We start from the raw sequence: 12,955 nt of genomic DNA on the forward strand, positions 1-12,955 counted from the left end.
ACGTGGTTGCGTTACGTCATCGGTCATATACAGGACTGGCCGGTGAACCGGGTCCGCGATCTGCTGCCATGGAAGGTCGAGCTTCCCTCTGCCTGAACGTCAATACGGTCTGAATGCGACGCTTACGGATTGCTGGATTGCCAGACGTGGCATGTTATAAAAAACAGCGTCAGGTCAGCACAGGAGGAGACAAACGGCAAAGGGAGAAAGGGGTTTAACAGGAGCCTGAGACCAGAATCAGAAATGACATAGCAGGAAGGGCTTATAAAAACAAAAAACCGCCCAAAGAGGCGGCTTAAAAGACATTGCTACGACTTGATTTTATTGGTGTTTCAATATGGTGCCCGGGGCGGGACTTGAACCCGCACGACCTTACGATCGAGGGATTTTAAATCCCTTGTGTCTACCGATTTCACCACCCGGGCGAGGTATAACTGGAGGCGCGTCCCGGAGTCGAACCGAGGTACACGGATTTGCAATCCGCTGCATAGCCACTCTGCCAACGCGCCTAAAACCGATTTGCCGCCAGGATTGCCTGGCCTGCGAATTTGGAGCGGGAAACGAGACTCGAACTCGCGACCCCGACCTTGGCAAGGTCGTGCTCTACCAACTGAGCTATTCCCGCATCATCCTACCGTTCAGATAACTCGCTGCTGAAGGGTCAGACTTTACTACGTTTTATCGAACTTACTGATTTTTCTTAGCTTCTGCAGCTGTGCTGCCGTTCGATGCGATGCATTCTACTGAGATGACGCGGTGAGTCAATAAAATTATCCCCACATTGCGTCCGTTTGCTGCTTTTTGAATCGCATCGATCACGGTTCGAGCAAATCGCCTCTGGCAGCGCTTAAATACTGGAACATGGACCAGAACGTCAGCACCGCAGCAATGTACAGCGCGACCACGCCAACACCGACCACCATACTGTCCGGACGCCACAGCAGAGCAAAAAGCGAAAACATCTGCGCGGTGGTTTTCACTTTACCGATCCAGGAAACCGCAACGCTGCTCCGTTTACCTATCTCTGCCATCCACTCGCGCAGGGCTGAAATAATAATTTCACGGGCGATCATCGTGGCAGCGGGCAGCGTGATCCACCAGGCATGGAAATATTCCGCAACCAGTACCAAAGCAATGGCCACCATCACCTTATCCGCCACCGGATCGAGAAACGCACCAAAGCGGGTTGTCTGCTTCCAGCGGCGAGCCAGGAAGCCATCGAACCAGTCGGTCACGGCGGCAACAACGAAAATCAACGCGGTAACAAAGGGCGCCCAGTGGAAAGGCAGATAGAAAGCCAGCACAAAGAACGGAATAAGAACGACGCGAAACAGGGTAAGACAGGTCGGAATGTTAAATTGCATATGCTGGTAACTGTCTGGATTGGGTGGTGTTTAACGTATGTTCCTACATTGCCCCCCCTGTTTCAATGCTAGTGTTTCAACGAGTAGTAGATTTTTTCCGCCAGCGCATGCGATATACCGGGCACATTGGCGATCTCCTCGACCGACGCATTCATCAACGGTTGCAGGCCGCCCATGTACTTGAGCAACTGCTGTCGCCGTTTTGGTCCCACGCCCTCGATACTTTCCAGTGCGCTGGTGTTTTTGACTTTGGCCCGTTTTTTACGGTGCCCTGAAATTGCATGATTGTGAGCGTCATCACGAATATGCTGAATGACATGAAGCGCTGGCGCATCGGGTGACAGAGAAACGCCCTCGCCTTCTGGCTCGAAAAATAAGGTTTCCAGACCGGCTTTACGATCAGTGCCCTTTGCAACGCCCAGCAAAATGGGGCGGGATTTATCCCAGGGCACGTCCAGCTCTGCAAACACCTGTTTTGCCTGTGCCAGCTGACCTTTGCCCCCATCTATCAGGATCACATCGGGAATTTTTTCTTCCTCAATCGCTTTGCCATAACGGCGGCGTAGCACCTGATTCATGGCCGCATAGTCATCGCCAGGTGTGATGCCGGTGATGTTATAACGGCGGTAGTCAGCGCGAAGCGGGCCGTTTTGATCAAACACGACGCAGGAAGCGATGGTTTGTTCACCCATGGTATGACTGATGTCAAAACACTCCATGCGGCCAATCTTCTCCAGTTTGAGAAATTCGGCCAACGCGGTGAGGCGCTGATGAATCGTGGAATGCTGCGACAGACGCGTTTTTAATGCCGAACCGGCATTGGTCCGAGCCAGCTTGAGGTAACGCGCGCGATCGCCGCGGGGTTTACTTTGAATGTTTACCCGGCGACCTGCTAATTCTGTCAATGAGTCTGCTAGCAACTCACGTCCGGGCAAAGTGAAATCGAGTAAAATCTCGCTGGGCAAGGTGCGCATTTCTCTGCCCTGCAAATAGAACTGCCCGACGAAGGTCTGGACGACTTCAGCCAGGTCCGTATCCGCGGGCACTTTGGGAAAATAGCTTCGGCTTCCCAGTACTTTCCCCTGGCGGATAAACAGGACATGCAAACACGCCATTCCGGCGTCATAGGCAACGCCAATCACATCCAGATCGTCGCCCTGATTAGAGACAAACTGCTTCTCGGTAATGCGTCTGACGGCCTGAATCTGATCGCGCAGCCGGGCCGCGTCTTCGAAGCGCAGTGACTGACTGGCCTCTTCCATGCGCGTCACCAGCAGATTCAGCACCTGATCGTCTTTGCCCGCTAAAAACAGTCTGACGTAATCTGTCTGCTGGGCGTATTCCTCCTCACTGACCAACCCTGCCACGCAAGGGCCAAGACAGCGGCCAATCTGGTACTGCAAACAGGGGCGCGTGCGGTTGCGGTAAACGCTGTTTTCACATTGCCGTATCGGAAAGACCTTTTGCAGCAACGCCAGCGTTTCTCTTACCGCATAACCATTAGGAAACGGACCGAAATACTCCCCTTTGGCGTGCTTAGCGCCCCGGTGCATTGCCAGACGCGGGTGTGTGTCGCCACTCAGAAAAATGTAGGGGTAGGATTTATCGTCACGCAACAGAACGTTATAGCGCGGTTGATAAAGCTTGATGTAATTATGCTCAAGCAACAACGCTTCGGTTTCAGTGTGGGTTACGGTGACATCAATGTGATGGATGTTACTTACCAGCGCTTCGGTTTTTCGGCTACCCACCTGGGTGCGAAAGTAGCTTGTCAGTCGCTTTTTCAGATCTTTCGCTTTGCCGACATAGATAACCGTTCCGGACAGATCGTACATCCGGTAAACACCTGGCTCGCTGGTGACCGTACTGAGAAAATTTTTGGGATTAAAGAGGTCACTCACTACTGATTAATGGCTCCGCATTGAACAGGCCATGTCTGATGGCCAGATGCGTTAACTCTACGTCGCCACTGATATTCAGCTTACTAAACATTCTGTAGCGGTAGCTGTTAACGGTTTTAGGACTGAGATTCAGCTGCTCGGAAATTTCCGTCACCTTTTGTCCTTTGGTGATCATCAGCATAATCTGCAATTCCCTTTCCGACAAACAGCTGAAGGGAGATTCGGCTTTTTGCGGCTCAATCTGGCTTAACGCCATTTGCTGAGCAATGTCCGAGGCAATGTAGCGTTGGCCGGCCTTAACCGAACGAATCGCGTTCACCACTTCCTGCGGCGCGGCACCTTTACTCAGATAACCTGCCGCACCGGCCTGCATCACTTTGGCAGGCAGCGGGTTTTCAGTGTGAATCGTCAGCATAATAATTTTGATATCCGGGTTGTAGCGCACAATTTTGCGCGTGGCTTCCAGCCCACCGATACCCGGCATATTCATGTCCATTAAGATGACGTCAACCTGATTAGCCCGACACCACTTAACTGCATCTTCGCCACAACACGCTTCGCCAGCGATCACCAGACCTTTGATATCTTCAAGAATACGGCGGATGCCGGCACGTACCAGCTCATGGTCATCGACAAGAAGGACAGTGATCAACGCGAAGCACTCCGCAGCTAATAAAGAGGTAGCATTTAACGATTGCAAGCGGCAATCATACCTGTTTTTGCATTAAAAGCACAGATACAAAGTGGCAGGTCAGATCGCGTCAGTGTTTTATCTTCATGCAACCTGGCTCTGTTCTTGTTTACGCCTGCAGGAACAGACATGACAGCCTGCATAATGTAAAAAAAATGTTTTATCAAACAGTTACAACAATCAGACGATATTGTATTTATGAGATTTTTACCAAACTGCGACGATCTCGTCAGCTACTATTCACATCCGTGATTAATTAATATGACTGAACTGACATAGTTAAACAGCCTGCGTTGCCCACGCTAACAGCAAGTGGTCTTTCGTGTGATATACTCACCGATTGCTGCGCGTAAAGATTGTAGAGACGATGTTAATCACCAAGGAGAAATTCATGAGCGATGAAGATTTCGCTACCTCGCAGGAAACGCAAAAATTATCTGATGAAGTGGCTTGCCTTAAGATGATGATTACTTTGATCCTGAAAGGGATGGGCCAGGCTGATGCCGGAAAAGTAATCATTAATATGGAACGTTATGTGAAAACACTGGGCGAAAAGCCGCAGGCAGACGTGTTCAGTAACACCATTAAACAAATCAAAGCGGCTTATCGCCAGTAATGGCTTGTGCAGCCCCCGCCCGGGGGCAGCGCGCTAACCGTTCGAATGCCAGTTAACGGACACGCCGAGTGAAGGCAGCACCTCTTCCGGGCTGAAACGCCGCGTACCACGGTATTTCTCTGCCAGCGCAGGTTGACTGACGGGAATACGGATGGCAAAGAGATTATCCTCTGACAGAATTAAACCCGGCGTCAGAGGTTCATAGACGACCTGATGTTCTTCAAACATTTTTTCCAGCATCGGCGTAGCCGAACTGATAATGCATTCAATGCCGTTTAGCTCCGCCAGCTGTACCGCATGCCACAGAATATTGAGCGGTAGCTCAGGATCCACTTCCAGTCGTGCAGAGAAGCGGGACATTTCCCAGACCTTTTCATGATCGAACGGCAAAACAATGCCTTCCGTTTGCTCGGGTTCCGTCCAGGGCATCAGGCGGGCGCAGCCGCTAATGCCGCTTCGCACGCTCCAGGCGATTAACCAGGTCACATCAGAGCGGTCATACCGGTCATATTCTTGCCCTGGTGTACTCAGACGCGGTGGAATCGACCAGCCTTCACCCCGCGCAAACACGCTGTAACGGTAGCTGCCAAGTTCGGCAAGCAAAGAGGATGGCATATCCTTTAACTGCGTTTGAACTATTTTCATCATGCGCCTCTGACATCCCCATGTTTGCAATGATTTCTTTGCGCCTGCCAAAAGCGCACCCGCGCAGGGTAGAGAAGTCCCTTCAGGTAAGGAACTACTAAAGTTGGCAGTTGCTTTTCTTTTAAATCACACCAATTGCTGCGGCATAGCAGGCAATCTGCGTTTTATTGGAAACATTAAAACGTTTTTTTCATATTTTTTTGGTAAAAATTTACGGTGTGTTCAGAAATCGACAAAATAAGTGAAATTTCCTGAGAGGTTTTTCCCTCTGCGGTCCATTTCAAAATTTCCAGCTCACGCTGGCTGAAATCATTTCCCTGAACCATCAGCGCTTCATCATTGAAGCGTTCAAGTAAGCACAAGCTTTGCTCGGCGAGGAAGTGCAACTTTACCTCCAGCTCCACTTGCCGACAGTCAGTAATAAAGGGACGATGCGAACCTATAGATAATATACCAACGGCTCGATTTGACGCCATTGCAGAACAAGAAAATCCGCTCAGCAGCCCAAAATTACCCGCTTCTTGCCACATTTCCTTCGCCGAGCAAAAGAGTTCAGGTGTCCATTCCACCCCCTTTCCAGCACGCAGGCAGCGCTGCAACACGGGGTCAATGGCATAATAATTCCGTTCCTTATAACGTTTAATCCACGCTTCGGGGTAAGTATCATGCAAATAAACTCGCGGACGCGTAAAAGGAACGCGATGCTGGATAAAAAAAGCGAAAAAATCGAAGCCCAGTGACTGGATATAATCCTGTAAAAGCCCCTTTAATTGCGGAGCTGCCGTTAATACCTGAAAGTGCTGTTCGACATTTTCACGCCAGGAAAAATAATCTTCACCTATCATATTGCCTCAAATTCAACAACTTGCCGGGTATTTCTGATTAACACGTTATGTAATTAATTTACTCTTTGTTGCGACGTCATAAAAAGCATTATTTTCATTCTGGCGGGCTTTGTTGAATAATAGGTAATCATTCTGTTTTGTCTGCACTGTTTTGGTAGAAAACGCTGATGCCAGACAGAACACCGTCATACGCAAGCATGTAATGCATTGATTTTATGTTATCTGAAACAACCGTTTTCATAGTACCACAGCATAAAATCCATTTATTCAACAAAGCCCCAAAACAGTGCAGACAAAACAGAATGATTACCTATTATTCAACAAAGCCATAGCCATGATCAACAAATCTCACTCGATAAGTTGCGCCCGGCAACCTATTATGCTGAAAAAAAACGCAGATCATATCTTGTAAAACACCATGTCTTTTTCAGACAATAACCGCCGCATGTTTTCTGCAGTCATGCAGGGAAAGCACCCCTTTTCTGGTACGCGTTTTACCCGGATCTTTTGGTCCTACAAAAGATGGCTTATGGCTCTGCGTCGTAGGGCAGACGGCCGTACAAGGCCTGTTGAACGGCCAGCATAACGGCACTACCCGTCTTTACAGGCAAGACGCCTGGCGGATGGCGCAGACCTGTGACCGCTGTCATTTTGGCCTGGTGCGGGCTTGTACAGATAACTTATTTAATAAATAACGCATCTGAAAAGAGAAAAATAATTATTTAACGACACTGTCATCCTCCTTTATTTATGTACAGATAACTCAAATTTATCGCCCTGTTAAAACGGCATTATTCACCCAGTCAGGTAATAATAATGCAGTATACTCTCTCAATTTGGTCATTTAGCAGGCAATGAACGGTGATAACACCGGGTGAATGATTTAAATAACACTGACGCCATGAGAAAAAATAAGCAGATGTGACACCCTTTTTAAAACGGTAAAAAAGCAGAACAGAAGAAAATAATATTAAACCCACGACACAGTTTTACGGTGAAAGTAAAGGTTAATCTCACCTGCAATAACCCGCCCCCCGCATGCCCAGATGAAAATGTGTAGCATGCGCGCGATTATAATCAGGCCCAAGCGCATTACCAAAAAAGTTACAACCCGATCGCCATAATGCATGAAGTAATAGTGATTTCTGGCCAGGTTGTTGCCAGTTTTTTCCTGGCACCAACCGCTCGCCGTTAGCAAGCTGGTAGGCGGTAATATCCCAGGCATCCGCGCTGGCATGTTCACTCAGCCGTCCGGTGGCCTGATGATAGATGTTGCGGCAGGCATAACTTCCGACATGTTCAATTCGGGTCAGATCACTGCCAGACAGAAGTAACATTTGCTCGCGGCTGTAAGCCACGTACATTGTAGCCGCAACGGCCATTGGGCAACTGGCGAGGAAACTGCTGCTGAGCGAGACGGGCCCAAAATTTTGCAGCCTGAGGGGGCCGGACAACGGACAGGCCCCTGTCACCGCCGGCCGTTGACTGAAACGTACAACGCCGGCCTGCTGTGCACGCTGCATCACGTCAAGACAGGCGGCGGGATCAGTTTGCAGTCTTTTGAGTTTTAATCGCGTCATCCAGCCCGGCGGATCCGTTACAGAGAGTGGCGTAAAGGGATTAAATTGCGCAGGAAGGTGCTGTTTTAACCATGGCAAACTCATCCACCCCACTCCGGTCATGATGATAAGCAGAACAAGTGTGCGCATAGAACCTCTGTAGCTGAAAGAAGCTGTACGGAGTTAGTGTAGAAGCACACGGCAGGATACGCTTAAAAGATGACACAGGGTGATGAAATATTACCTAATCTGACGTAAAAATCGCCAACGTTAAGTGAAAGCGCCGTTTTAATGCCAGCGTTGTCCGATATTGTTAAAAAACAATTACCGTTTTCATTAACACTTCCACTATCTTATGCCAAATTGCTCCCGGCAATCCGGTATTCTCAACAGCCACCAGAGCTGACACAACATCAAGACAGGAAAGACACTTTCATGGTTGATCAATCTACTCAAACGCAGGCGAGCTCACAGGGCGATGACACGCTGCGACGTAATCTTCATAACCGACACATCCAGCTCATCGCTATTGGCGGTGCGATTGGCACCGGTTTGTTCATGGGCTCGGGTAAAACAATTAGTCTGGCAGGACCTTCGATCATTTTCGTTTACATGATCATCGGCTTCATGCTGTTTTTTGTCATGCGGGCAATGGGCGAATTACTGCTGTCGAATCTTGAGTATAAATCCTTTAGCGACTTTGCGGCTGACTTACTGGGCCCTTGGGCCGGCTACTTCACCGGCTGGACATACTGGTTCTGTTGGGTTGTTACCGGCATTGCCGACGTGGTGGCTATAAGCGCCTACTTCCAGCTCTGGTTTCCCGGCTTTTCGATCTGGATGAGCGCACTGCTATGTGTTTTTGTTTTCCTGGCCTTAAACATTGCCACGGTGAAATTATTTGGCGAGATGGAGTTCTGGTTTGCCATCATCAAGATCGTGGCGATTGTCGCGCTGATCATTACCGGCATTGTGTTGGTGTCCATTCATTACCCGTCGCCGGGTGGTGGCACCGCTGCACTGAGTAATATCTGGGATCACGGGGGGCTTTTCCCGAAAGGACTGAGCGGATTCTTTGCCGGATTCCAGATCGCCGTCTTTGCGTTTGTCGGTATCGAGCTGGTGGGCACAGCGGCGGCCGAAACGCATGACCCGCACAGGGTTTTACCGCGGGCCATTAATGCCATTCCGCTGCGCGTCATTATGTTCTATGTTCTGGCGCTGCTGGTGATTATGTCCGTTACCCCGTGGACCGAAGTGATGGCCGATCGCAGTCCGTTTGTGGAAATGTTCGTGCTCATTGGCCTGCCAGCTGCGGCCAGCATTGTTAACTTCGTGGTCCTGACGTCGGCGGCATCCTCAGCCAACAGCGGTATTTTCTCCACCAGCCGCATGCTGTATGGTCTGTCGCAGCAGGGCGTTGCCAGCCGTGCTTTTGGTCGTTTATCGTCACGCGCGGTGCCCACGACCGGCTTGTTCTTTTCCTGCTTCTGCCTGCTGTGTGGTGTGGCTCTGATTTACCTGATCCCGAATGTGATGACGGTCTTTACGCTGGTGACCACCGTGTCTGCCATTCTGTTTATGTTTGTGTGGACCATTATCCTGTGCAGTTACCTTGCATATCGCAAAAAATTTCCGGAACGTCATGCCGCCTCGACATTTAAAATGCCTTTAGGCAAATTCATGTGCTGGGCATGTATGGCGTTTTTTGTCTTTATACTGGTGCTGCTTACACTGCAGGAAGACACGCGACAGGCGCTCATGGTCACGCCGTTGTGGTTTATCCTGCTCGCCGCAGGCTGGCAACTGCGTCGACGCACGCGTCGTTGATATAGAGACTGAGAAAAGCCCGACGCACGTCGGGCTTTTTTATAACCGCTCAAGTATACGACTGACGCCGCGGCGCAGGGCCCGTTCACCAGACGGCAGGCGCTGTGGCTACAAATCAGGGCTTTCCGCCGTGCCCAAACCAAACGTAAACGTGTAATGGCTCCCTTCACCCATGCGCAAATCTGCAATGGTGACCTGCTCGTCACGCTCATCCATGGCATAAAAGCCATGGCTGAACCAGGCAACACGTTCTGCCAGCCAGTTTCCTTTAAACGGGACGAATAGCTCAGGATGACGCGGCCGCCACGTTACCGTAACAGGACGAGCAGGCGACAGCAAAGACCAGTAAGCCTCGCCATAGCGGTCAGGCGTAATGATGACACTGCGCCAGACCAGCGTATTGAATGCCGTTGGGGTGACCAACACCTTGTCAGTCGCCACCCCCTGCTGTTCGAGTGAGTGTTTAATGTGTTCATCAGCCACCTGCTGAATGACCATACTCCAGGCGAGGTAGCCGGTACTGAGTGCCAGCCCCGCGTGATTCCAGCGTAATCCCCGTCTGTTACGCCGCCACAAAGCGACACAGAGCCCGATGATAAGCGGCAACGTATAAAGCGGATCGACGATGTACATGCTGCCAATCGCATAAGGATGATCGGTGAGAGGCAGCCCAAGCTGAGTGCCATAGACTGTCATCAAATCAAGAAGGGGATGCGTGATCAGCGCCAGCCAAATAGCAGGCCACCAGGCGAGCCATGTCACGCCGGATTTGAACAGCCGCGCGACCAGCGCGGCGAGCAACGGTGAACACAACGTCAGATAGAGTAAGGCATGGCTTTCAGTCCGGTGCAGCGTCATGTTGCGGATAGCATCACCGTGGTCGATAAACACATCCAGATCGGGCAATGTGCCACTGATTGCACCTACCGCCGCGGCTTGCCAGGCAGGTACGCGCCGCCCCATCACAGCCAGCGCCACGGATGCGCCCAGAACACATTGTGAAACAGAATCCATCACGCCACTCCCTTGTCTGTTACAGGGCTGAGTTTGATCGCGTTTTATTAACGAACGCGAATGCCTTCAATAATAATGCGCTGAACGTTCTCCACCGTTTCCTCGAAGAAAACAGGATTGCTGAGCTGATTCCCCGTGATCGCTTCGACCTGGCTGGCAAAGTCAGCATAATGCTGTGTCGTCGCCCACAGCATAAAGATCAGATGATTTAACTTTAGTAAAAATCAACCAAGAACGTCCAGGAGCGCCGATTTAAATCGGTTGGACATAGGTTTTCTCAGGCTTGATTATGAACTTCGCCGAACTTTGCCATAAGTTTATGCCCCATTCATGCCCCAAGAGTGCCCCACGCCAAATCCTGCTACAGCCTAAAGCCTCCTATTGAATCATCGAGCCAGCGACACAGAATTAATCACGTAAGTCACCACGCCGAATATCTCTGATCGTTCATCAAAATCAGGCTCTGAAAACGTCCAGAGCACTTCGTTACTGTTCACTGAAATCAGCGCGGGGAGCGGGCGCAACTGAACCCGGCACAGCTTCATTTCATCTTCCGGCGATGCCACTACCAGAGAACCATGCACAGGCTTTACAGAGGAATCAACCACCAGCATTGCGCCTTTGAGTATGCCCTGTTCGGGGTACTGCGCATCGGCTTTGATAAAGAATGTAGCTTGCGGATGCCTGACGAGCTGTTTGTTCAGGTCGATGCGACTTTCTACGTAGTTCTGCGCCGGGGACGGGAAACCCATAAACTATCTCTTTTGTTGAACTGGATAAAAACACAGTATATAAATACACTGTAAATCCATCCAGTACATTTTCAGTCAGCAGAAAGGCGAGGTGATCATGATTGTTGAAGTGACCATTGCGAAAGAGAAAGTAAAAGCTATGCCAAAGGGTTCGGTAGATGCGCTGCGGGATGAACTGATAAAGAGGCTGGGGAAGAAGTATGGGGATTTAGAGGTGATCGTGAAGTCAGCCAGCAATGACGGCCTTTCAGTTCGGCGTTCGCAGGACAAGGAAGGCGACAAGGCTCACGTTGAAAAGGTTGTGCAGGAGGCGTGGGAATCTGCGGACGAGTGGTTTGCAAAGTAAGGAGTTTGGTTTGACGAAAGTGCAATACTGACCTAGATTTGTAACGTTCTACCCAATGCCCGCAGGGGCAATCCATGTTTGTTTCATTGCTGTGTATGCTTGCCCGCCCACTAGCGGGCTTTTTTTCGCCTGTTTACTGTACTACGCCCTTTTCCAGAATTAGAATGCCAGCTTTTCACCAACCATACTGACAGGAAGTGATTATGGATGAAGTAGATTTGGCCCAGCAACTGGAACAGGCGATCATCGCTGCTGCACTGGAAAACCGTAAGAAAAGCCCGGTCAGCCCAGACGGAAAATGCATCTGGTGCAAGGATGAGCCGGTTGTGGACAAAACCGCCTTCTGCTCTGCAGATTGTGGTGTTGACTATTTCAAACACGAGCGCGAGATGAAGCAGCGCATTACCGGTGATTAGTGTCCGGGACAGGAGTTTGGCTAGGAACTATCAGAATGGAGCTCCTCGAATGGGAGAGTTGACTATACCTTCAGGAAAAATAGCTTTTATGTTTCCTGCGAAGTTCAATCTTGAAGGGGCGCGATCGCCAGTTCTTAACTTCTCAGTTAGGGATGATGGAATCATAGCTATGAGTGTTGGAATATCTTTTCTTGAGCTAAACGCCGGTTCGCCCTATTTTGTAAATCTTAAGCTATCTAGCCCAAATGGCGATGAGGTAACAATCTCATCAACACTGGAAGCAATACCTGGCGACCATATAGACCCAATCAAAAGGTCATCCTTTTTGACAGCAAGTTATTATTTTGAGCCATCATTAAATGGGAGTCATCGATTTACTTGCGAGTTGTTGGATGTGATTAGAGACTCAAAACCAGTAGATGCCATGAGTCTCTGGTTTAATGTATTGGGTGTGGAGGATTCAAGTGCCAGCTAAGGACTATGTAAAATTAGTCAGCACCTCTGCTTGGTCGCCAGAGGATGTTGCTGATAGACAAGATCATCATAATGAGCCATCATCTGAGCATGGTGGTGGAAATGGCGGTGGAGGCAATATGGCTGAGCGCTTAGAGAAGCTTGAAAAGAAAGTAGAAGCAATTGACTCCACTTTGTCACGCCTTAATGAAAGCATGGTCCGCTTAGATTCTAAGATTGATTTGCAGGGCGCAAAGCTTACGTCTGCTCTTGAATTACAGTCAGCTAAACTGACAGCCGCCCTTGAACTTCAGACGCAGAAGCTGACTTCCTCTCTTGAAAAACAGTCGCTTGGTTTTGATGGTAAGCTGAAAGACCAAAGGATTGCTATAACTGCTTGGGTTTTAGGTTTGCCCAGCGTTATTTATGGTCTGTACCGAATTGTAGAATTAATCGCAGCCCATAATCCAAGTTAACAAGCCCGGCCACAGCGCCGGGTTTTTTATGCATTCGGTTCCGATCA

General features: G+C 49.8%; 13 protein-coding genes, 3 tRNA genes and 3 pseudogenes. 7 read left to right on the top strand and 12 right to left on the bottom strand.

What is annotated here, in order from left to right; translation table 11 throughout:
- On the top strand, positions 1 to 96 hold a 96-nt coding region (locus F7Q90_RS18045), incomplete at its 5' end, for a transposase domain-containing protein (protein ID WP_151160719.1).
- 242 nt (positions 97 to 338) lie between these two features.
- Here F7Q90_RS18045 and F7Q90_RS18050 read toward each other — a convergent pair.
- The 6 genes from F7Q90_RS18050 to uvrY form a co-directional block, all read right to left on the bottom strand.
- Positions 339 to 425, bottom strand: a tRNA-Leu gene (locus F7Q90_RS18050).
- Positions 426 to 435: 10 nt separating this feature from the next.
- Positions 436 to 509: transfer RNA gene (locus tag F7Q90_RS18055), tRNA-Cys, on the bottom strand.
- Positions 510 to 549: 40 nt separating this feature from the next.
- A tRNA-Gly gene (locus tag F7Q90_RS18060) sits at positions 550 to 625 on the bottom strand.
- A gap of 190 nt (positions 626 to 815) precedes the next feature.
- Complete coding sequence (gene pgsA / locus F7Q90_RS18065; RefSeq protein ID WP_006118776.1) at positions 816 to 1,364, bottom strand: CDP-diacylglycerol--glycerol-3-phosphate 3-phosphatidyltransferase; 549 nt, start codon at positions 1,362 to 1,364, stop codon at positions 816 to 818.
- Positions 1,365 to 1,432: 68 nt separating this feature from the next.
- Complete coding sequence (gene uvrC / locus F7Q90_RS18070) at positions 1,433 to 3,265, bottom strand: excinuclease ABC subunit UvrC (protein WP_006118775.1); 1,833 nt, start codon at positions 3,263 to 3,265, stop codon at positions 1,433 to 1,435.
- On the bottom strand, positions 3,258 to 3,917 hold the full coding sequence (uvrY, locus tag F7Q90_RS18075) for a UvrY/SirA/GacA family response regulator transcription factor (protein ID WP_006118774.1): 660 nt from the start codon (positions 3,915 to 3,917) through the stop codon (positions 3,258 to 3,260). The genes uvrC and uvrY overlap by 8 nt, the downstream gene beginning before the upstream one ends.
- A 430-nt stretch (positions 3,918 to 4,347) precedes the next feature.
- On the opposite strand from uvrY, the gene F7Q90_RS18080 reads away from it, so the two are divergent.
- Positions 4,348 to 4,572, top strand: a complete 225-nt coding sequence (locus tag F7Q90_RS18080; RefSeq protein WP_006118773.1) for a DUF2594 family protein — start codon at positions 4,348 to 4,350, stop codon at positions 4,570 to 4,572.
- 33 nt (positions 4,573 to 4,605) lie between these two features.
- Here F7Q90_RS18080 and F7Q90_RS18085 read toward each other — a convergent pair whose 3' ends face one another.
- From F7Q90_RS18085 to F7Q90_RS18095, 3 genes and pseudogenes are all read right to left on the bottom strand, one after another.
- A complete protein-coding gene (locus tag F7Q90_RS18085; protein WP_006118772.1) occupies positions 4,606 to 5,217 on the bottom strand; it encodes an acyl-homoserine-lactone synthase in 612 nt (203 codons plus the stop codon).
- Positions 5,218 to 5,338: 121 nt separating this feature from the next.
- Positions 5,339 to 6,062: pseudogene (gene sdiA, locus F7Q90_RS18090) on the bottom strand (transcriptional regulator SdiA).
- Positions 6,063 to 7,075: 1,013 nt separating this feature from the next.
- Entirely contained in the window at positions 7,076 to 7,771 is a 696-nt protein-coding gene (locus tag F7Q90_RS18095; RefSeq protein WP_006118770.1) for an extensin-like domain-containing protein, read from the bottom strand.
- Positions 7,772 to 8,056: 285 nt separating this feature from the next.
- Here F7Q90_RS18095 and cycA point away from each other — a divergent pair, with 285 nt between their 5' ends.
- Complete coding sequence (gene cycA / locus F7Q90_RS18100; RefSeq protein WP_039341206.1) at positions 8,057 to 9,451, top strand: D-serine/D-alanine/glycine transporter; 1,395 nt, start codon at positions 8,057 to 8,059, stop codon at positions 9,449 to 9,451.
- A gap of 39 nt (positions 9,452 to 9,490) precedes the next feature.
- Here cycA and F7Q90_RS18105 read toward each other — a convergent pair.
- The 3 genes and pseudogenes from F7Q90_RS18105 to F7Q90_RS18115 all read right to left on the bottom strand — a co-directional run bounded on the left by F7Q90_RS18105 (position 9,491) and on the right by F7Q90_RS18115 (position 11,217).
- Positions 9,491 to 10,465 (bottom strand): annotated as a pseudogene (locus F7Q90_RS18105) (metal-dependent hydrolase).
- Positions 10,466 to 10,512: 47 nt separating this feature from the next.
- A pseudogene (locus tag F7Q90_RS18110) lies at positions 10,513 to 10,671 on the bottom strand (TetR family transcriptional regulator C-terminal domain-containing protein); the annotation flags it as partial.
- Between the two features lie 180 nt (positions 10,672 to 10,851).
- A complete protein-coding gene (locus F7Q90_RS18115; RefSeq protein ID WP_006118766.1) occupies positions 10,852 to 11,217 on the bottom strand; it encodes a HumD family translesion DNA polymerase in 366 nt (121 codons plus the stop codon).
- Positions 11,218 to 11,314: 97 nt separating this feature from the next.
- On the opposite strand from F7Q90_RS18115, the gene F7Q90_RS18120 reads away from it, so the two are divergent.
- The 4 genes from F7Q90_RS18120 to F7Q90_RS18135 all read left to right on the top strand — a co-directional run bounded on the left by F7Q90_RS18120 (position 11,315) and on the right by F7Q90_RS18135 (position 12,908).
- The gene (locus F7Q90_RS18120) at positions 11,315 to 11,563 is read left to right on the top strand and encodes a DinI-like family protein (protein ID WP_006118765.1); all 249 of its coding nucleotides are present in this window, start codon (positions 11,315 to 11,317) and stop codon (positions 11,561 to 11,563) included.
- 203 nt (positions 11,564 to 11,766) lie between these two features.
- On the top strand, positions 11,767 to 11,979 hold the full coding sequence (locus F7Q90_RS18125; RefSeq protein WP_006118764.1) for a hypothetical protein: 213 nt from the start codon (positions 11,767 to 11,769) through the stop codon (positions 11,977 to 11,979).
- Between the two features lie 49 nt (positions 11,980 to 12,028).
- On the top strand, positions 12,029 to 12,454 hold the full coding sequence (locus F7Q90_RS18130; protein ID WP_044241803.1) for a hypothetical protein: 426 nt from the start codon (positions 12,029 to 12,031) through the stop codon (positions 12,452 to 12,454).
- Positions 12,444 to 12,908, top strand: coding sequence for a hypothetical protein (locus F7Q90_RS18135; RefSeq protein WP_100208608.1), 465 nt, complete (start codon positions 12,444 to 12,446; stop codon positions 12,906 to 12,908). The genes F7Q90_RS18130 and F7Q90_RS18135 overlap by 11 nt, the downstream gene beginning before the upstream one ends.
- The last annotated feature ends 47 nt before the right edge of the window (positions 12,909 to 12,955 follow it).

The organism is Pantoea stewartii subsp. stewartii, from assembly GCF_008801695.1.
Taxonomy (GTDB): Bacteria; Pseudomonadota; Gammaproteobacteria; order Enterobacterales; family Enterobacteriaceae; genus Pantoea; species Pantoea stewartii.

Bases quoted from the DNA above. Each gene is read 5' to 3' on its own strand.
- F7Q90_RS18115 (WP_006118766.1), bottom strand. From the start codon at position 11,217: ATGGGTTTCCCGTCCCCGGCGCAGAACTACGTAGAAAGTCGCATCGAC.
- F7Q90_RS18080 (WP_006118773.1), top strand. From the start codon at position 4,348: ATGAGCGATGAAGATTTCGCTACCTCGCAGGAAACGCAAAAATTATCT.
- F7Q90_RS18125 (WP_006118764.1), top strand. From the start codon at position 11,767: ATGGATGAAGTAGATTTGGCCCAGCAACTGGAACAGGCGATCATCGCT.
- F7Q90_RS18130 (WP_044241803.1), top strand. From the start codon at position 12,029: ATGGGAGAGTTGACTATACCTTCAGGAAAAATAGCTTTTATGTTTCCT.
- F7Q90_RS18120 (WP_006118765.1), top strand. From the start codon at position 11,315: ATGATTGTTGAAGTGACCATTGCGAAAGAGAAAGTAAAAGCTATGCCA.
- cycA (WP_039341206.1), top strand. From the start codon at position 8,057: ATGGTTGATCAATCTACTCAAACGCAGGCGAGCTCACAGGGCGATGAC.
- pgsA (WP_006118776.1), bottom strand. From the start codon at position 1,364: ATGCAATTTAACATTCCGACCTGTCTTACCCTGTTTCGCGTCGTTCTT.
- F7Q90_RS18095 (WP_006118770.1), bottom strand. From the start codon at position 7,771: ATGCGCACACTTGTTCTGCTTATCATCATGACCGGAGTGGGGTGGATG.
- F7Q90_RS18085 (WP_006118772.1), bottom strand. From the start codon at position 5,217: ATGAAAATAGTTCAAACGCAGTTAAAGGATATGCCATCCTCTTTGCTT.